The 18,569-nt window shown below is 40.8% G+C and carries 16 protein-coding genes; 7 read left to right on the top strand and 9 right to left on the bottom strand.

Annotation, left to right across the window (positions count from 1 at the left end):
• Positions 1 to 13 precede the first annotated feature (13 nt).
• The 9 genes from R2Q66_RS00080 to R2Q66_RS00040 form a co-directional block, all read right to left on the bottom strand.
• A complete protein-coding gene (locus R2Q66_RS00080) occupies positions 14 to 1,087 on the bottom strand; it encodes a PA0069 family radical SAM protein (RefSeq protein WP_316745683.1) in 1,074 nt (357 codons plus the stop codon).
• A gap of 38 nt (positions 1,088 to 1,125) precedes the next feature.
• Entirely contained in the window at positions 1,126 to 2,370 is a 1,245-nt protein-coding gene (locus R2Q66_RS00075; protein ID WP_316745682.1) for a carboxypeptidase-like regulatory domain-containing protein, read from the bottom strand.
• 43 nt (positions 2,371 to 2,413) lie between these two features.
• Positions 2,414 to 4,069, bottom strand: coding sequence for a DNA repair protein RecN (gene recN / locus R2Q66_RS00070; RefSeq protein WP_316745680.1), 1,656 nt, complete (start codon positions 4,067 to 4,069; stop codon positions 2,414 to 2,416).
• Positions 4,070 to 4,174: 105 nt separating this feature from the next.
• Positions 4,175 to 5,875: a M56 family metallopeptidase gene (locus R2Q66_RS00065; RefSeq protein WP_316745678.1), complete on the bottom strand. Its 1,701-nt coding sequence runs from the start codon at positions 5,873 to 5,875 to the stop codon at positions 4,175 to 4,177.
• A 19-nt stretch (positions 5,876 to 5,894) separates the two neighbouring features.
• The gene (locus R2Q66_RS00060) at positions 5,895 to 6,278 is read right to left on the bottom strand and encodes a BlaI/MecI/CopY family transcriptional regulator (protein ID WP_316745676.1); all 384 of its coding nucleotides are present in this window, start codon (positions 6,276 to 6,278) and stop codon (positions 5,895 to 5,897) included.
• Between the two features lie 101 nt (positions 6,279 to 6,379).
• Positions 6,380 to 7,294, bottom strand: coding sequence for a DUF4835 family protein (locus R2Q66_RS00055; protein ID WP_316745675.1), 915 nt, complete (start codon positions 7,292 to 7,294; stop codon positions 6,380 to 6,382).
• Positions 7,294 to 8,490, bottom strand: a complete 1,197-nt coding sequence (coaBC, locus tag R2Q66_RS00050; protein ID WP_316745674.1) for a bifunctional phosphopantothenoylcysteine decarboxylase/phosphopantothenate--cysteine ligase CoaBC — start codon at positions 8,488 to 8,490, stop codon at positions 7,294 to 7,296. The genes R2Q66_RS00055 and coaBC overlap by 1 nt, the downstream gene beginning before the upstream one ends.
• Before the next feature lie 43 nt (positions 8,491 to 8,533).
• Entirely contained in the window at positions 8,534 to 8,860 is a 327-nt protein-coding gene (locus R2Q66_RS00045; protein ID WP_062550173.1) for a DNA-directed RNA polymerase subunit omega, read from the bottom strand.
• On the bottom strand, positions 8,860 to 9,789 hold the full coding sequence (locus R2Q66_RS00040; RefSeq protein WP_316745671.1) for an outer membrane protein assembly factor BamD: 930 nt from the start codon (positions 9,787 to 9,789) through the stop codon (positions 8,860 to 8,862). Before R2Q66_RS00040 ends, R2Q66_RS00045 begins: the two co-directional genes overlap by 1 nt.
• 307 nt (positions 9,790 to 10,096) lie before the next feature.
• On the opposite strand from R2Q66_RS00040, the gene R2Q66_RS00035 reads away from it, so the two are divergent.
• The 7 genes from R2Q66_RS00035 (at position 10,097) to R2Q66_RS00005 (ending at position 17,942) form a co-directional block, all read left to right on the top strand.
• On the top strand, positions 10,097 to 10,903 hold the full coding sequence (locus tag R2Q66_RS00035) for a carboxypeptidase-like regulatory domain-containing protein (protein ID WP_316745670.1): 807 nt from the start codon (positions 10,097 to 10,099) through the stop codon (positions 10,901 to 10,903).
• Between the two features lie 114 nt (positions 10,904 to 11,017).
• Complete coding sequence (locus tag R2Q66_RS00030) at positions 11,018 to 13,429, top strand: glycoside hydrolase family 3 N-terminal domain-containing protein (RefSeq protein ID WP_316745668.1); 2,412 nt, start codon at positions 11,018 to 11,020, stop codon at positions 13,427 to 13,429.
• 303 nt (positions 13,430 to 13,732) lie between these two features.
• Positions 13,733 to 14,563 carry an ABC transporter ATP-binding protein gene (locus tag R2Q66_RS00025; protein ID WP_316745667.1) on the top strand — a complete coding sequence of 277 codons (831 nt, stop codon included), beginning with the start codon at positions 13,733 to 13,735 and terminating at the stop codon, positions 14,561 to 14,563.
• Between the two features lie 10 nt (positions 14,564 to 14,573).
• Entirely contained in the window at positions 14,574 to 15,353 is a 780-nt protein-coding gene (locus R2Q66_RS00020) for a hypothetical protein (RefSeq protein ID WP_316745666.1), read from the top strand.
• Position 15,354: 1 nt separating this feature from the next.
• Positions 15,355 to 15,732: a GntR family transcriptional regulator gene (locus R2Q66_RS00015; protein ID WP_316745665.1), complete on the top strand. Its 378-nt coding sequence runs from the start codon at positions 15,355 to 15,357 to the stop codon at positions 15,730 to 15,732.
• A 112-nt stretch (positions 15,733 to 15,844) separates the two neighbouring features.
• Entirely contained in the window at positions 15,845 to 16,570 is a 726-nt protein-coding gene (locus R2Q66_RS00010; RefSeq protein WP_316745663.1) for a hypothetical protein, read from the top strand.
• A gap of 505 nt (positions 16,571 to 17,075) precedes the next feature.
• Positions 17,076 to 17,942 (top strand): DUF6266 family protein, encoded by an 867-nt coding sequence (locus tag R2Q66_RS00005; protein ID WP_316745661.1) that lies wholly within the window; start codon positions 17,076 to 17,078, stop codon positions 17,940 to 17,942.
• Positions 17,943 to 18,569 lie beyond the last annotated feature (627 nt).

Genomic DNA, 18,569 nt, shown 5'->3' with positions numbered 1-18,569 from the left:
AAGGAAAAGAAATTTAAAACATACTAAACTGGGTTCCGGGTACTTTAAACAGACCGGAGTCCAGTTGAATACGCTGTTCATTCAAATGATTTAAACGGCAATGGAGCTTAAAATTGTCTTTAATCAACTGCGCTAGATTTCCATTTCCCTGCATTCTTTCTCCAAACCTGCTGTCGTTCACATTCCCATCGTGACAAGATTGGATCTGATGCCATACCTTTTCAAAACGATCCGGGTAATTTTTACGGAGCCAGTCTTCAAAAATATCACCTACTGCACCATTGAGCCTCACTATCGTATAACCAGCCGAACGCGCACCGGCATTGGCCACTGCCTTTAGTATGGCCGGAATTTCATGATCGCTTAAGCCCGGAACTAATGGGGCAACCATCACACCCATCGGGATACCAGCCTTACTCAACTCTTCCACAATCTTTAATCGTTGTTTAGCAGTGGTGGTCCGGGGCTCCATCTTTTGTCTTAACTGCTCGTTCAAACTGTTGATAGATACATAAACCATGCACAAATTTAACTTGGCCATTTCCGATAAGAGATCCAGATCGCGAAGAATGAGGGAGTTTTTGGTAATCAGCCCGATCGGCTGTCGATATTCCAATGCAATTTCCAATAGCTGTCTGGTGATTTTAAACTGCCGTTCTGCCGGTTGATAACAATCCGTATTACCTGAAAGAGAAATGACGGAAGCATCCCAGCCTTTTCGTTCCAGGAACTTTTTAAACAAGCCAGGCGCATCTTTCTTAACCACAATTTTTCGTTCGAAATCAAGACCTGCACTAAATCCCAAATACTCATGCGTATTGCGGGCATAGCAATAAGTACAGCCATGTTCACATCCCAGGTAAGGATTCAAAGAATAGGCCATCCCCACATCCTGACTGCTCACCTTATTGACAATAGATTTACTCTGACTAAAAATAAAGCTGGTCTTCTGATCACTTTCTTCCCAATCGTCTATGCCTTCCTGATGCTCCTTCACATAATCGCTCTTTGCAAACCTGTTGTGTGGATTGAATTGTGCACCTCTTCCCTTAAAGTAGTTTTCGCCGGTATCTTCCTCTAATATCATCAGTTAAAATTACTAATAATATTAGTAATTAACAATACTTACTTCTTCGGCGTAATCGGGATGTAATCCATAGGAACGGTATCCGCCATCTTTTCATAAGCCCAAAATCCACTAAATAATGCAGCCTTTGCATTAAAAACCCCTCCATTCATATAAATATGAAGGGGTGCCTGAAGCAAATGAATCACCGAAATCTGGTAATTTGGAATATCTAGGGGCCGGTTGATTGCATGGCCGGAATGGTCCGTATATTCCGGAGTTTCTCTTTCATTGGTATTCATCACATAAAGATCATCACTGAAATTAATTGTTCTCAAATCAGTATATAATGATTTCACTAAGGTATCCGTTAAGATTTCGGCCCTGTTCAATACACTTATCTTTTTCGGAACAGCCCTTTGTTTGAGCCAGTAATTAACAGAATCATTCAATGGAGAGCCGCCACCCGCACCTATTCTAATGATATTATTGCCGGGTTGCTGAAATCTCTTTAGATGTGCATTGATCAGACTATCCGGAAGCCTGTTTTTATTGGGGATTTCTGCCAGTTTATAAATGACAAAGCCCTCCGCAACGCTGCTGTTCTGATATAATGAGCGGAAAAAATGCTGGGAAGAACCCTGATAAGCAATTTCTCTTTTCCTGATCCATTCCTTCTTTTTAGATTTTGAGCCGGGTAGCTCTTCATAATAGGGATGGCCGGAATAGTAAACAATATTATTTTTTAAATCCCTTTCAAAATACTCCAGCATATACTTAATGCGGTAACCTAATGATTTATTTTCAATGATTAGAAACTCATTGGCGGTCACGCTCAGCTTGTTTTCAGCCCTGTCGAAGTAGGCTTGTATGACCTGAGGATTTAGGATTTTACATTTCTCCGCATTTGGAGTCCTGCCAATAAACTGAGCGATGAATTGCTTAATATACTTGTCCCGATCCGGGTCTGCTTTAATGATAACCTCCTGGAGTTGAACCGTGTTTTCCTTTAATTGCACCTCAATTTTAACAGACTTGTCGGATATAACGACGTTTTTACTGAAAGGAAGATAGCCCATCATCTCGATCAGCACATCATAGTTTCCGGGTTTAAGGTTCGACAGGATAAATTGCCCGTCATTATTAGAGACGGTCGCAATCTTGTAACTGCTCAGGTATACTCCGGCACCAGGAATGGTTATTCCTGCTTTGTCTTTAATGGTTCCGCTGATATTAAAGCTATTCTGGGCAAAGCAACTGAATCCAGTTAATAAAAGTAAAATACAAAAGCGCAACCGTATCATAAGACTAATGTAGCTAAAGCGTTATAAATATAAGTTCCGGCTTTTAATAACCCAGAAGTTCTTTTGCATTGGCGATTGCCGGAAGTCCCGGATCCTTGCCACTCAGCATTTCTGCAATGACGTGAATGCGCTCTTCAGGAGCCAATCGGCGGATTCCTGTAGTAGGACGTACCCCTTTCTCATTTTTGTACACAAAATAATGTGCTTCACCTTTAGCCGCAATTTGTGGAAGGTGGGTGATACACATCACCTGCATGTTTTTTTCCAGATCACCGATTACATCACCTACGCGAAGGGCAGTTTCTCCGGAAATACCTGTATCAATTTCATCAAAAATTAAGGTAGGTAAAGCCGTATGTTTGGCCATAATTGATTTCAAAGCCAGCATCAATCTGGAAAGCTCTCCACCCGAAGCGACTTTGCCAACCGGTGCCGGTGGCTGACCACTATTCGCAGAAAACAGCAACACTACATTGTCTTTTCCATCTTTATTCAACTCCTCTAAAGGTGTTTTTACAATCTTGATCTTTGCATTTGGCATACCCACCAGTTGCAATACTGCTTCAACCTCGTTTTCTGTGGCTATGATAGACCTATCCCGATCCGAAGATAAAATGGCGGCCATCTCCTCCAATTGTTCTTTCAGTTGAGCGATTTCCTGATTTAAACGATCAATTTCTTCATCGCTGCTCAATAGATTATTTAAATTATCAGAAAGCTTTTGATGGATGCCCATCAGTTCTTCAATACTATTGACTTTATGTTTTTGTTCTAAGGTATAAATCACATCCAGACGGCTGTTGATCTCTTCAATTCTTGAAGGATTAAAAACCGTGCTTTCTTCCAGATTTAAGGTTTCTGCGGCAATGTCTTTTAATTCGATCAGCGCAGAACGAAGACGCTCATTCAGCTGTGCATAATCCGGGTTAAAGCGTTCTATCGCCTGAATCTGAACAATCACCTCTTTTAGAACCGGCAGGGCCGAAGCTTCCTGGTCAGAAAGTAAGCCATAGGCATTCACCAGACTTCTTTTGATACTTTCTGCATTATTGAGCGTTTGCAATTCTATCTCCATCAAACTTTGCTCATCCATTTTCAGGTTTGCATTTTCAAGTTCGGTGAAAAGAAACTGCTCATAATCCTGTCTGCTTTTCGCTTCATCAGCTGCGGTTTGTAAGGCAGCAAGAAGTTGTAAATGCTTTTTATACTGTTTGTAACCTTTGCGGTATTGGGCCAGCAGCGATTGATGATCAGCCAGCGTATCTACTACAGAAAGTTGAAATCCGGGATCATTGATCTCTAAAGTCGCATGTTGCGAGTGGATATCAATCAATTTTTCTCCAACTTGTTTCATCACGCCAAGCGTAACCGGAGTATCATTGATGAATGCTCTTGATTTACCATCGGTAGAAATCTCTCTCCTTAAAATAGTTTCCTCATAAAAATCAATGTCGTTCTCTTCAAATAAAGAATGCAGCGTATCATCAGTCAGAAGAAATTGGCCTTCTATGATACATTTCTTCTCCTGATTAAAGAAATACTTGGTTTCTGCACGTTGTCCGAGAATCAGGGACAGGGCACCCAGCATAATAGATTTACCAGCACCAGTTTCCCCGGTGATGATGTTTAAACCTTTGTCGAGTTTTAGCTCAACGCTGTCTATTAGAGCGTAGTTACGAATGGAAAGTTTCTGTAGCATATTACCCTGCTAAAATAACAAATCTTAAGCAATGAAGCTGGGTTCTTTCGCATAAAAAAGGCAGAAGAAAAATCTTCTGCCATTAGTTCTGTTTACTGGTGTTCCTTAGTTATTTGGTTTTTCTGAGCTTTCAGTTTCCTTTTTCTTTTTTAATGCTTCTACTTCAGCATCAAATTTGCTACGCAGTTCCTTGTATTCTGCTGAACTTTGAAGTGCTTTCGCTTCAGCTATTTTTTTCTTGAATTCCGGAGAATTAACATGAGCCATGGTTGCTTCCGCATTTTTACGGATATCTTCCTGCTGTTTTTTCCATTCCGGAGAATCAAAGTGTTTTTTCATGGCCGCTGCATTTGCAATCATAGCTTCCTGATTTTTCTTGAAATCCGGGGAATCAAAACGTTTGGCCATGGCTACTGCATTGGCAACAATGGCCTGCTGTTGTTTCTTCCATTCCGGAGAATCAAATTGCTTCCTGATCTCTTCAGCATTTTTACGGATGGCTTCCTGTTGTGCTTTCCATTCCGGAGAAGATAAGAAGGCCATGCTGGTATTTCTGATGCTATCTGCGATAAATACACCGGTTCCAAGGCTATCAGGGTAATAATAACTCCGCTGACCATTCTTATTTGTCGTAATCACTACACGGTTTATCTTTTTGTTTTTTGTGGTGTCAGCACAAACAGCTGCTGCGGGTTTTGCCACTTTCAGTGTTACGGCCACCGGCTTTTGAAATCTAAGCCCTATACCGGCGATCTCCATTTCAGGAGCTGCCGCTGCTGCCGCAATAACAGCTGTTTTTTCTGCTTTAGAAGGCTTCACCCAAGCCAGAGAAATTACGGTGATAATGGTTAGTGTGATGGCAAAGAACTGTTGCTTTGCATTCATATAAGTCGTTTTCATGTCTGTAATTCTTTTTATACGTTGATACAAATGTTGATTTTTTCCTGTCGCCGCCATGGAAAGGGCAGGGGCAGATTTGTCTTTCAGAATTTCCAGCTTTAGCAAGGCATGAGCATACGTCACCGGCGTCCCGGTAAGCTGTACAACCAGATCATCACAAGCATGTTCACGTTCAATATTGATGAACCTGCCACTGAGCCAGATGAAAGGATTAAAAAATAAAATGGTTTCTATACCGGTTTTAATAAGATTTAAGAGGTAGTCATTTCTGCGGATATGAGAAAGCTCATGGATTAAGATGGCCTCCACCTGTTTCAGATCCAGCTGTGCAGCCAAAGCAATTGGAAACAAAACAATCGGTTTAAAATAACCCAACACCAGGGGAACGTTTACCTGGTCTGAAAGGTAAAACCCAATGTGTTGCTTTAACTTTAACTGGCTCCGCATCTCTTCGAATATCGAGGCCCATGCCGCAGGAACAGCCTGATGTACGGAATTCTTAAGCTGCTGCATTTTTTGATAACCAGCCAGTAGAATAAACAACTGGAACAGTAATCCAATGCCATATACCGTAACGAGGTAGGGGAACATCTGTTCGGCTTTGCTGCTGATATTCTGGGGAATGTCGTTTAGGTACTCATAGTAAGCCGCGCTGATCATCAGATTGGCACTTTGCTGCGTACCATTAACCTGTGGAAGTTTAAATATGGAGAAAAAGGTGATGCAAAAGCAAACAAAGATGAGGCATAAAGCGCCATAGGCGAGGTTATGTTTGAGGCCAGACCTTAGCTTTGGAAAAGCAAGGACGATTAAGAATAACAGGCCATAAATAATGGCACCTTGCCATAAAGAGTGGAATATACTCCAGCCGGTTGCTTTGATCAGGTTGTTTACAATTGCTTCCATAATGTGGTTCTTGCTTAGGTTATTTGTCGCTTAGGTTGTCTAGGTATTTTTTAATCGAATCGATTTCATCTTTACTGGCACTGTGGTTGCCTAAGGCCTGCATCACCAAACGTGCAGCGGAACCGTTAAACACATTGTCGATCATTTTACTCACGAGGTGTTGCTCGGTTTTCTCCTGATTAACCAATGCCCTGTAGATATGCGTTTTTGAAGAAGTATCACGGCTCACCAAACCTTTTTCGGACATGATCTGCATCAGCTTTAAAGTGGTGGTGTATCCTGCTTCCTTGTTCTTTTCCAAAATCTCATGTACTTCTCTTACCGTACAATGGCCTTTTTCCCACAATATCTGTAAGATCTCTAATTCGCTTTCCGTGGGTTTAAGGGGGGTAGATTGGGTCATATCTCTTGATGTACGAATTGTTTCGTAATCAAATGTACGAATCTATTCGTAGAAACAAAATGTTTGGTAAAAAAAATAACAAATATTTTTTGAAAAGGGGATTACATGCCTTTTTGGACCGGTTTTAGGGCCTCGTATTTACTAAGGTTTCCAGGGTCAACTTCAGAAAGTAACTGATAAGAAGTGATGCGTTCCTGCGGATTACCCAGAGAAAGCACGTTTACAATTTCATCTGCTTTGCTGGAGAAATACATATTTGGAAAGATTGAACCTATTTTCTGGCGGTCCATTTTTGTTAAATTGGCAAGAAAAGAAACGATCTTTTTTAAAGCCTTATCCTCGTCTTGTTGCAAGCGATCCAGCCCATTAAAATGGTAATTAAAGATAAATCCCCTCAGTTCTTCAAAGGAATTGTCGAGTAAGTTCTGATTTAACCAGTATCTGTTTCTTAGTCCGTCAGAAGCCTTCCATCCCGCATTGCTCGATGCCTGGGCAAGGTTTAACGTGTTTTGGGCTTTAATGAAGTACTGGGTTCCTCCAAGCTGACTAAAACTATCTTTATCCAGCCCAATAATGGTATGCGCGTAGAAGCCAAGTAAAGAACTCAGGTTAGAAATGTAATTCTGTTCAGAATAGTCAAGTGCCGAACCTTCGTTATAATTGAAGTCAAAATCTTTGTCGCTAATGTTCAGGATGGTGCTGTTATATGCAGTACCATAAACAGGTCTGCTCGATTGGATTTGTGCCTCTGCTTTATAACCTGAACCGCCATCCCATGAAGTTACTGTGATCACGAAATTGGTTTCTACCCGTTCATTTGGCAGGTAAGTTTCATTCGTCCACTTGTTATTGTTTAAGAAGTCTCTGATTGTGTTTTGAAGGATCTCCAGGTTCCGCTTATTGATGTTCGGAACAGTAGGAGCAGCAACCGTAACCCGGGCATTCAGCTCCTGAGCACGAGCAATAACCTGACTAAAAAGGAAAGCGATAAAGAGAAGGAGAAAGCGTTTTTTCATTAATGAACTAGTTTTAGTATTTCATTGCAAATATCCCTTGCCACTGCTGTCTTTGATTTAGTTTCAAACACGATCTTTTCCCCTGCTTTATTAAATATAGTGATTTTATTGGTATTCAGCTTAAATCCCGCCCCCTTGTCGTTGAGAGAATTGAGTACAATCAGGTCCAGATTTTTCTTGCTGAGTTTCGATTTGGCATAAGCCTCTTCGTTTTCAGTCTCCAGTGCAAAACCCACTAAAATCTGATTGCCAGACTTAACTTGTCCGAGCGTAGCCAAGATGTCTGTTGTCTTTTTAAGTTCCAGACTGAATTCCGCACTGTTTTTCTTAATCTTCTGATCTGCCGCGGCAACTGGAGTATAATCTGCTACAGCAGCACTCATCACCATGATATCCGTTTGAGGAAAGGCGGTTTCGCAAGCAGCCAGCATATCGGCAGCACTCACTACATCAATCCTTTTCAGCGTACTATTGCTCTTTTCGGCAGTAGGACCGGTAATCAGGGTAACTTCGGCGCCTAAGGCTACAAACTCATCCGCAATGGCAAAGCCCATTTTCCCGGAAGAGTGGTTGCCAATAAAGCGAACCGGATCAATCGCTTCATAAGTAGGGCCGGCAGTAACCAGCACCTTTTTACCCAATAAAGGAAGTCCTTTTTTTGCAGCCTCATTCAGGAAAGAAAGGATGTCTTCAGGTTCAGCCATCCGGCCGGCACCATACAAGCCACTTGCCAGTTCTCCATCACCCGGAGGGATGATCTGATTTCCATAAGAAAGCAATTTATCTATATTCTGTTGGGTACTCTCATGCTTCCACATGTCCAGATCCATCGCCGGAGCAACAAAGACAGGGCATTTTGCAGATAAGTAAACCGCAGATAAAAGGTTGTCGCAGATTCCTGTAGCCATCTTCGCCAAAGTATTGGCACTAGCTGGTGCAACGACCATGAAATCAGCCCAAAGGCCCAATTCAACATGGTTACTCCAGACACCGGTTTCGGCATCGAAGTATTGCGTGTATACAGGATTTTTTGAAAGGGTAGCCAGGGTGAGCGGAGTAATGAAATTCGCCGCATCGGCCGTAAGGATAACTTTAACGTTTGCGCCAGCCTTTACCAGTAACCTGACCAGTATCGCTGATTTATATGCTGCAATGCTGCCGCAAACGCCAAGAATAATGTTTTTATTTTCTAGCATAGTTTTTTAATGCATGAATGCAATGGAATACCTATGCCTGATCTTATTGTTGCTCTTTAGCAGGGTTTCTGTAGTAAATTTTGTCATTAAGAAACTCATCAATAGCAATTAAGCTAGGCTTAGGCATACGCTCATAATGCTTACTGATTTCGATTTGTTCCCTGTTTTCAAAGATCTCTTCCAGGTTGTCATTTGAAGAAGCAAACTCAGCTAATTTACCGTGTAATTCTTCTTTAATGTTGTTAGAAATCTGATTAGCCCTTTTAGAAATAATTACTAAAGACTCATAGATATTCTCAGTTTTCTGATCTAAATCATTAACATTTCTAGTAACCGTAGTATTCGGTACAGCAGGTTTATTCGTGTTCATTATTTGATGGGGGTTTTAATTGTAGTATTGGTACTATCCGCCTTAGCTTCTTTCGCCAACATGGCTTTATATTTTTCCTGATTCTTTTGGAATTCCGCAATCATACGTTTTGCATGCTCAATACCAGATTCACTATCAGCCTTTAATGTTTTAGCCTGATCCATCAATTTACTCTCTGGATAGGAATTCATAAACTCATCGGCATAAGTGATCGCTTCATTGTAACGGTCTTCCTGACGGATTTCAATACTGTTTTTTGCGTAGTTATATTGTGATCTCACGATCAGTAAATCCATCTCCTCTGCATACTTAATATCAGGGAAATCAATTTGTGCATTCTTTAAAGCGATTACGGCTGATTTGTAATTGCTGACATCAGCTGCGCCCAAATCATAATATAATTTAGCATTGTCAAATGCTTTAGTCTCTAGTTTTGCACGTAAATCTGCAATGTATTTACTCGCCTGAGCTACACGCTCACTTTTTGGATAAAAGTTGATAAACAACTGTAAAGCGTCAATCGCTGCCTTGGTATTCGTCTGATCTAAGGAAGATTTTGGCGATTCCAGGTAGTAGCAATAAGCCCCCAGGTATCTGCATTCTTCTGCATATTTACTGGTCGGATAGGTATCCGCAAATGATTTAAACTGATATCTGGCAGTGGTGTAATCTCTTAATTTGTAAAGGGTTAAGGCGTAGTAGTAGTTTAAGTCTTCCGCTTCCGCTCTACCTCTGTACTTCTGTGAAAGGTCTTCAAAAAGAATAATCGCTTTCGAATAATTCTTCTTGTTGTAGAGCTTCATGGCCTCCTGATATTTCTTGGCTACATCATTGCTCAATCTGATTTTTTCAAACTGGCTTTTGCAACCCGCTATAGTCAGGGCTATAATGGTGAAACTTAATAGTAATACGTGTTTAATTTTAAACATTCTGCAAAGATAAGTTAATAATACGATAACGTCAATTAAAAATAATAGGACGCTAAACTATGGAAAGCGTTTCATCCCGTCAAACCCTTAACATATTTTAACAAATGACAATTCATAAAATCGTCACCTGAGGCGATAAGGAGGATTAAATATAAGTATTTCTTGTTGTTTTACCGCTTAAAAATCACCGGTTTTATAAAGGGATACAGGAATGAAGGACTTGCCTTATAAATCAGCAGGCTAAACGAAAAGGTTAAAGGGTGTTAAAGTTCTTTAAATCAGTCTTGTGCTGACTTACATTTATGTTATGAAAACCCTTCCACTGATCTTTTTACTCTGGATAGCGATCCAGCTACACTGCCTGGCTCAGGAACAATCCTTCCCTAAACTGATTCGGGGCAGGGTGATTGATCAGGATACCAAACGGCCCATCCCAAACATCCGGATTAAAATGAGGTCCGGTAGAACGGTAACCGGTAACAATGGCGAGTTTAGTATGATGCCTGAAAAACTGGATACCCTAAAGTTTTCCGGCTTCAACTACCTCCCCTTGACACTGCCCTATGCTGCCGGTATGAAAACGGAACTGCTGATTGAACTCAGGGAAAGCCAGATCGGGTTGCAGGAAGTAGCCATTGTGGCGAAGAGAAACCATAAAAAAGATTCACTGCAAAAGAGAAAGGAATATGCCAGTGTTTTCAATTATAAAGCGTCTGGTTGGAAATCTGTATTTGTCCCGGTGTCTTCACATAATCCGCGCTTGCCTTTTGAATTTGTTTCCCTCAACATTGGCGGACTGGTTAGCTTGCTGACCAGTAAAAACAATAAGCAGAATAAATTCAGGAAAAAACTACTCAGGGATGAATCTGCGGCTTATGTGAACTCGCGATACAATGAAGAGCTGGTTGCCGGATTGAGCACTGGAAATGGGAGGACTGCCCTCAGCGGAGATTCCCTCTACCTATTCCTCAATACGTATCGGCCCCCAAAAGATAGCCTGTTGCAAATGACCAATTACCAACTCCTGATTTACCTGAAATCAAAGTTGATTGTTTTTAGATCGGAAGCCGGAAATAGGTTGGAAAATTTAACAGGTTTAGATCAAAAACCTTAGCAGAGCCTTTATTTTAACGAACTAAATTGCCAATATCATTGATACAATAGCCAGTACTAAACCAGTTAATTCTTTTAATTTAGTCGGATTTATAACCAAGTATAGTAATAGCCGATGATGATGAAAAAGACGCTGATCGTTGCCGGGGCACTCTTATCCCTACAGAGTGTTTCATTTGCCCAACATCAAAATATTTATAAGAAAAACTGGATAGACTTTAATAAAAACGGGAAGAAGGACATCTTCGAAGACCCAACACAGGCGATTGAAAAACGGGTAGCCGATTTACTTTCTCAAATGAATGTGGAAGAGAAAACCTGTCAGATGGCCACACTTTATGGCTATGGCAGGGTACTAAAAGAGGAAATGCCAGTCGCAGAATGGAAAACAAAAGTCTGGAAAGACGGTATCGCCAATATTGACGAAGCATTAAACAGTCTGGCCTATAATAATAAGGCTGTAACGGAATTTTCTTACCCATTTAGCAAACATGCCGATGCGATAAATACCCTTCAAAAGTGGTTTATAGAGGAAACCCGAATGGGCATCCCCGTAGATTTCACCAATGAAGGCATCCATGGGTTATGTCATGATCGCGCAACGCCCTTACCTGCACCAATCAATATCGGTAGCACCTGGAATAAGGCTATGGTAAGACAAGCCGGTTCAATTGTAGGCAGAGAAGCAAAAGCATTGGGCTATACCAATGTATATGCACCCATTCTTGATCCCGCCAGAGACCAGCGTTGGGGTAGAGTCGTAGAGTGTTACGGTGAAAATCCTTACCACATCGCCGAGCTCGGCAAACAAATGGTCTTAGGCATTCAGGAAAATGGCGTTGCCGCTACTTTAAAGCATTTTGCAGTCTATAGTGTTCCAAAAGGTGGCAGAGACGGACATGCTCGTACCGATCCCCATGTGGCACTCAGAGAATTACACCAGATTCATTTGTATCCTTTTAGAAGGGTAGTTCAGGAAGCTGCGCCAATGGGGGTAATGAGTAGTTACAACGATTATGATGGCGTTCCAATCACTGGAAGTCACTATTTCTTAACGGAATTGCTAAGAGAAAAATATGGGTTTAATGGGTATATCGTTTCGGATAGCGAAGCCGTAGAATACATTTATTCTAAGCACCATGTGGTGGATGACTATAAAGGTGCGGTGAAACAAGCGGTAGAAGCCGGACTGGATGTCCGCACCAATTTCACCATGCCTGAGGAGTATATCATGCCTTTAAGAGCCTTGATCAAGGAAGGACGTGTATCCATGAAAACGATCGATGAACGCGTCGGAAATGTATTGCGTGTTAAATTCCGTTTAGGTCTTTTTGATCAGCCTTATGTGCAAAATACCAAAGCATCAGATCAGTTGGTACATACAGCCAAAGATGAAGCCTTTTCCGCACAGCTGAGTCGGGAGTCTCTGGTCTTGCTAAAAAACGAAGCTGATTTATTGCCTTTAACGCTAAAGAATCTGAAGAAAATCATGGTTACCGGTCCTCTTGCCGCAGAACAAAACTATACGACCAGCAGATATGGCCCTTCAAATAATCCCATCACTTCTGTTTTGGATGGGCTAAAAAAATACGTAGGGACAGCAGCAACTGTAAATTATGTGAAAGGTTGCGACATTATTGATCCAACCTGGCCGGAAAGTGAAATCATTCCAACGCCATTGACTGCTGAGGAGCAGGCTGGAATAGATGCCGCAGTGGCAGAAGCGAAATTATCAGATGTGATCATCGCCGTAGTAGGAGAGGATGAGAAACGCGTCGGAGAAAGTTTGAGCCGTACTGGTTTAAACCTTCCCGGCCGACAATTACAGTTGTTAATGGCCTTACATGCTACCGGTAAACCGGTGGTGATGGTGATGGTAAACGGGCAGCCTTTAACCGTCAACTGGGAAAATAAAAACCTTCCTGCAATATTGGAAGCTTGGTTTCCTGGCCCACAAAGTGGAAATATCATTGCAGAAACTTTGTTCGGCGACTATAACCCTGGTGGGAAATTACCCATCACCTTCCCAAAATCAATCGGACAGCTCGAATATAACTTCCCTTTTAAACCCGCTTCTCAAGCCGGACAACCAAGCAGTGGAAACAATGGATACGGTAAAACGAGTGTAAATGGTGCTTTATACCCATTTGGTTACGGTTTAAGCTATACCACTTTCGAATACGCTAATCTAAAAGTGAAACAAAGCTCGCAACAGGCAGGCGCTACTATTGAAGTCAGCGTGGATGTAAAGAACACCGGAAAACGTAAAGGCGACGATGTGGTACAGTTATACCTTAAAGATATGGTGAGTAGCGTAACCACTTATGATTCTGACCTGCGTGGTTTTGAAAGAGTAGGACTTTTACCAGGCGAACAAAAAACAGTAACGTTTGTACTCAACCCGGACGATCTTTCTATCCTTGATAAGGATATGAACTGGAGGGTGGAGCCGGGTAAATTCCGCGTGATGATCGGCCACTCTTCTGAAGATATCAAATTAAAAGAAGAATTTGATATCCTCCCTTAAGGGTAAACCGCGCTTTAATACAGGCCTTCTGAAGCTTTAAGGAGGCTTAGGGAATATAGCCCGCTTTGAGATTTTAGGTGATTAACCCTCCAATGACGATTAGCGTCACTGGAGGGTTTTTGATTGATGCCCCATCTGCTTATTGATCCTGGTAGATAAGCGATTCTTCAACAACGAAATACATCATTTAATTAGCTGCTCTAGTCAGCATGAAAAATATTTTCAAATTAATTATTTGGATAATTAAAACTATTGTTTAGTTTTACTGTGTACTAGTTAACTAGTACACTAAACTTAACCGCTATGATAGAAATTTCTAACCTGACTTTTGGATACAGCAAAAAGAAGCTGTTGTTTAAAAATCTGAACTTAAAACTTCAACCTGGCCATATCTATGGTCTTCTTGGAAAGAATGGGGCAGGTAAATCCACACTGCTTAAAAACCTTGCCGGCCTGGTGTTTCCGCAGGAAGGACGTTGCAGCCTGAAAGGCTATCGTGCAGCAGACCGTTTACCCGGCTTTTTGCAGGAACTGTTTTTTATTCCGGAAGAGATTTACTTACCAGGAACTTCTGCTGTTCAGTTTGCCCAAAATACAGCACATTTTTACCCTAAATTCAACGAAGAACAATATTACCGGATGCTCTCAGAATTTGATGTACCGCAAACCAGTATTCTGAATAAACTATCTTTTGGCCAGCAGAAAAAAGTAATGATTGCTTTCGGCCTCGCTACAAATACAAGCTTGTTAATTATGGATGAACCTACAAATGGTTTGGACATTCCTTCTAAAGCGAAGTTCAGGAGAATCATTGCCGGTGCATTAACAGCAGAGCGTTGCATTGTCATTTCTACCCACCAGATCAGAGATTTAGACAGCCTGATTGATCGCCTCCTGGTTGTACATGAGCAGGAAATGGTCTTGAATAAGAGCCTGGATGAAATCGCTGAGCGCATTCATTTTAGTAGTTCTGCACCATCGGATAAGGCAATGATCATCTATGAGGAAGCACACCGGATAGGTTTGAATACCATGAGTGTAAACCATAACGAAGCTTTTAGTAAAGTTGATGTTGAACTTCTTTTTAGTGCCCTCATCAACGATCATAAATCAGTTACAAACCATTTAAACTAAAAAACGCCTCATGAATAATATATTTAACCTTTCGAGATTTTTACAGCTTTTTGTTAAACATACTCAGGAATATTATAAAACCTATCTGTTATCTGTGGGCGTAATAGTCGCGCTGCTGGCAACAACTTTGGGCTACGTATCCTATTTAAGTAGTGGAAATTTGGGTATTAAGAGTCAGTTTACCATATTTTTCTGTTTCTTTATCGGAGCCGGATCAATCTTTACCAGCATGATTTTCTCAGATCTTGGGAATAGTAGAAAATCAATAGCCACCCTGATGTTGCCAGCCTCACATTTTGAGAAATATCTGGTGGCCTGGATTTACTCTTTTCTAATTTATCAATTGATTTTTGTACTTAGTTTTTACGCGGTGGACCTGCTGGTTTTAACCGTGCAAAATTCAGGAACAGATAAAAAAATGGAGGTGTTGAACTTACAGACCCCTGGATTAACTTATGGCATGGCACTGATTACTTTCGCCGTACTTCATAGCCTGGCTTTCCTCGGTGCCGTGTTTTTTGAAAAACTCCATTTTATAAAAACCGCCTTCACGGTAGCCGTAATTTGTCTGTTCTTCATTTTGATCAATCAGCCTTTAGCATCTGCTATTTTAGGGATAAAATTAGAAAAGGTAGTCCCCTTAGTTAATGCAACCTTAAGAGAAGCTGATGTTCGTTATAGCTTAGAAGCACAATCGTCCATTAAACCTATTATGATAGGGATGACGTATACAATCGTGCTGATCTTATGGATCGGCGCTTATTTTAAATTGAAAGAAAAACAGGTGTAGTATGGAATTTAGGGAGAATGAAGCGATATACCTGCAAATAGCAGCTTATGTTGGAGAACACATTGTATTGGGCAAATGGCCCCTGGATCAGAAGATTCCTTCGGTCAGAGATTTAGCCGTTGAACTACAAGTAAACCCCAATACCGTGGTGAGAGCATATGAGTTCTTGCAGAATAAAGAGGTAATTACGAACAAACGGGGGATTGGTTTCTTTATCGCCGCAGATGCGGAAATGAAAATCAAGGAATATAGTAAGGAACGTTTTCTTGGAAATGCCCTTCCCGAATTCTTCAAGAATATTTATCTGCTGGATATCAGTATGAAAGAAATTGAAGAAAGGTTTGAGCAGTTTAAAGCCGAACATTACCACCAGGATTAAATTGAAATATGACCATCAGTGACAGCTTTTCGAATAAACTGCGCGTTTTCTTTAGCGTCAGGAATGTTTGATAAATGCCCCATCTGATAATTAACCATAAAATTAGAAATAGATGAAAACAAGTAACATGTTGATCATTGCCGCAATTATCGTCTCATTAGGGATGATTACGACCTATAATTTCTCCTTAAAAGCTGCCTATGAAGCAGGTGATTATAAAAATCGTTTCAATGAAAGCGAGTTTACAGAAATGAAAAATGTGGAAACATTAAATGTGAACGCTGCCAATTTGATAACGGTTGTGATAGAACCAGGGAAGAAAGAAGGCATCTGGATTAGAAAAAGAATTAAAAGCCGGGTAGCGCTTAATCAGGAAGGACAAACTTTAACCATCGGCCTGACAGATGAAGCCAAAAAAGCGATCAGAACTATTGGATACGACGATATTGTGCTGATTGTAAATAACTTAAGTAAGTTGAAAACGGTTGCTTACTGGCCGAAAGGAAATACACAGGAAAATGTCAATTATTTTGGCTCTGAAGTGGTCTTAAAAGGCCTAAAAGGTGACAATCTGGAAATTATGATGGATGGTTCAACTTCTGTTAGTATGGATAAAGCGGTACTGAAAACATTAAAGGCGGTGATAGGAGAGGAGAAAGGTGCTGCTGCGCTGAATCTTGATCAGGACAATCAAATTGAATTTGCAGAGTTTGAGATTCCGGGAGCAAGTAAATTGACCTTGAGTAATCCCAAAATTGTAAAGACGCAGTATAATGTGTCTGATAAGGCTAACGTAACTTTAAATGGTACGGCTTTACAGGTCATCAAAAACAAGTAAATCTGCATCGTTTTAAAACAACCAAATAAAATGGAAGGGCTCATGCAATTAGCATGGCCCTTTTTTGTTGGATAATTTTTTTTAGCTGGAAAAGAGGGGTAGAAGGTCAGAGGAATGGCTTTGATTTATAGGGGTTTTAAGGGCGTTTTGTGAGGGGGTTGATGGGGCCTTAGCCGGCTTGATGACCAAACAGGCTCTCTGTTAAGCCTACTTATCCTGTTTAATCTTGCTGCAGTAACAAACTAATTTATAGGCGCTTCGATATTTTTGATACTAAACTTAATTTCAGGCTAACCTTGCCGATAGATTTTACGGTTTTCTAAGGTTAAATCATCACTGCTCCTGCGCGCTGCTACTGTGTTTGTATTTTTTGAAAGGGCCTAAATCAGACTTTAAGTGTGTTTAAGGCCTGTCTGTTGAGTATATTAAAGACAGCATTTGCGTTGTTGTTTATTAATTTAATTATGTCCAACTTGGACTGAGTAAACAATTAAATTTTAAAATTATGTCAATTTCAAGAAATGGAATGCATGGCTACCCAAGCGGTAAGCTAGGCAATGTGGTCTCTTATATGTTAAGAGGTCAGTTGGTTCACAGAACCGTAGGTAAACCCGGCAAACCTAGTCCGAAACAAAAGGCGAATCATGAGTCTATGCGGGTAATCACGCATTTTCTGGGTCATTTTAAAGATTATCTGAATAATGGATTTGAGTTAGAAGCGCGCGGAACAATCAGAAATCAGCACAACCTGGCGGTATCCTACAATAAGAAAAATGCTTTGCAGGGGGAATATCCGAACATCAGCGTCGATTATGCAAAAATACAATTCAGTAAGGGTACGTTAAAGAACCCTGAAGGCCTCCGTATGGAGAAAGTGGAAGGTGGTTTACAAATCAGCTGGGATCCTTTTTATCAATCCGCAATGGGTTCACAATATGATGACTGTCTGCAACTGGCGGTTTATTTTCCAAAAAGCAGGAGGCAAAAAATAGAGTTGAATTTTTCTAAAAGGGAGATGGGGACTGCTTTTCTAGCTTTAGCCGAGGAAGAGCTGGAGAGTTCTATGGAAGTATACCTGTTTTTAAGTGCTGCAAACCATGATTCCGTTTCAGATACCCTTTATCTGGGCAATCTGAACGGTGCCTGGGAAAACCAGAAAATTATAGCAGAGAAAGGAAAAAATGTGGAGACAGAAGCTTTATATGAAAACGCGAGGTATGTGCAGGTAATGGCGCAATACAAGGGTCAAATGGAGTTAAAGCCAGAGAATAGGATACCGGATAAAGCTTTTAGAAACTTAGAAACGGAATATTTGGTTCTCAGAAATAGATATGAATCAACATCCAGATCGCGGCAATCAAAACCTGGTTAGAATTTTTAAATTAAGCATATAACTCCTGTAATTGGTTTGAACTACGATGAAAAGCAGCAACCGGCTCTGTTTTTCAACCTATTATAGTACTGTTGCCTGGCTTAGGTATGCCGAATAGGCGCGTAAACCTGCAAAATGAGATTGATTGGCAGTCTCCTCATTGCTATGTTCCATAATTTGGGGATATTATTAGGGTATACCCACGCTGAATTGGCGATTTAAGCATATCAATTGGCTGTCTTTGGATATACCTATATATAATATGACCTTTCAGATGGATCATATGGATCGGCCTGGTCTCGGTATACTATATATATAGGTATGATGAACGTATGATTAGATGGCGTTATGAATTGGTTTATTAAGGAATCCTTTGAGTTTATTCAACATTATCTGCCGGAGAGCCGGTTTACAGACTACGTTTTCAGGTATTATACCTTGAATTGTCTTACTGGTAGGTGCTGTCTGATTTGTTTTTACGATTTACACACTGTGGCTCATGTACTTAGCGATGTGATACAATTATAAAGGTAATATTGTTTGCAGGGGAGCTTATTTTTCCTACTTTTGCATCCCGCTTCGGAGGAAGGGTTTAGTATAAAAAACACACTAAAGAAGATTTGAAAG

Source organism: Pedobacter gandavensis, assembly GCF_032677645.1.
Classification (GTDB): domain Bacteria; phylum Bacteroidota; class Bacteroidia; order Sphingobacteriales; family Sphingobacteriaceae; genus Pedobacter; species Pedobacter gandavensis_A.
Note: the sequence above shows the minus strand (reverse complement) of the source record. Positions and strands in the feature narration are given on the sequence as shown.

What these genes read in the sequence shown, in the direction of transcription:
- R2Q66_RS00040 (WP_316745671.1), bottom strand. Translation starts at nt 9,789, where the DNA reads ATGTTTAAAATTAAACACGTATTACTATTAAGTTTCACCATTATAGCC.
- R2Q66_RS00060 (WP_316745676.1), bottom strand. Translation starts at nt 6,278, where the DNA reads ATGACCCAATCTACCCCCCTTAAACCCACGGAAAGCGAATTAGAGATC.
- R2Q66_RS00020 (WP_316745666.1), top strand. Translation starts at nt 14,574, where the DNA reads ATGAATAATATATTTAACCTTTCGAGATTTTTACAGCTTTTTGTTAAA.
- R2Q66_RS00010 (WP_316745663.1), top strand. Translation starts at nt 15,845, where the DNA reads ATGAAAACAAGTAACATGTTGATCATTGCCGCAATTATCGTCTCATTA.
- R2Q66_RS00030 (WP_316745668.1), top strand. Translation starts at nt 11,018, where the DNA reads ATGATGATGAAAAAGACGCTGATCGTTGCCGGGGCACTCTTATCCCTA.
- R2Q66_RS00025 (WP_316745667.1), top strand. Translation starts at nt 13,733, where the DNA reads ATGATAGAAATTTCTAACCTGACTTTTGGATACAGCAAAAAGAAGCTG.
- recN (WP_316745680.1), bottom strand. Translation starts at nt 4,069, where the DNA reads ATGCTACAGAAACTTTCCATTCGTAACTACGCTCTAATAGACAGCGTT.
- R2Q66_RS00075 (WP_316745682.1), bottom strand. Translation starts at nt 2,370, where the DNA reads ATGATACGGTTGCGCTTTTGTATTTTACTTTTATTAACTGGATTCAGT.
- coaBC (WP_316745674.1), bottom strand. Translation starts at nt 8,490, where the DNA reads ATGCTAGAAAATAAAAACATTATTCTTGGCGTTTGCGGCAGCATTGCA.
- R2Q66_RS00035 (WP_316745670.1), top strand. Translation starts at nt 10,097, where the DNA reads ATGAAAACCCTTCCACTGATCTTTTTACTCTGGATAGCGATCCAGCTA.
- R2Q66_RS00045 (WP_062550173.1), bottom strand. Translation starts at nt 8,860, where the DNA reads ATGAACACGAATAAACCTGCTGTACCGAATACTACGGTTACTAGAAAT.
- R2Q66_RS00005 (WP_316745661.1), top strand. Translation starts at nt 17,076, where the DNA reads ATGTCAATTTCAAGAAATGGAATGCATGGCTACCCAAGCGGTAAGCTA.
- R2Q66_RS00015 (WP_316745665.1), top strand. Translation starts at nt 15,355, where the DNA reads ATGGAATTTAGGGAGAATGAAGCGATATACCTGCAAATAGCAGCTTAT.
- R2Q66_RS00065 (WP_316745678.1), bottom strand. Translation starts at nt 5,875, where the DNA reads ATGGAAGCAATTGTAAACAACCTGATCAAAGCAACCGGCTGGAGTATA.
- R2Q66_RS00055 (WP_316745675.1), bottom strand. Translation starts at nt 7,294, where the DNA reads ATGAAAAAACGCTTTCTCCTTCTCTTTATCGCTTTCCTTTTTAGTCAG.
- R2Q66_RS00080 (WP_316745683.1), bottom strand. Translation starts at nt 1,087, where the DNA reads ATGATATTAGAGGAAGATACCGGCGAAAACTACTTTAAGGGAAGAGGT.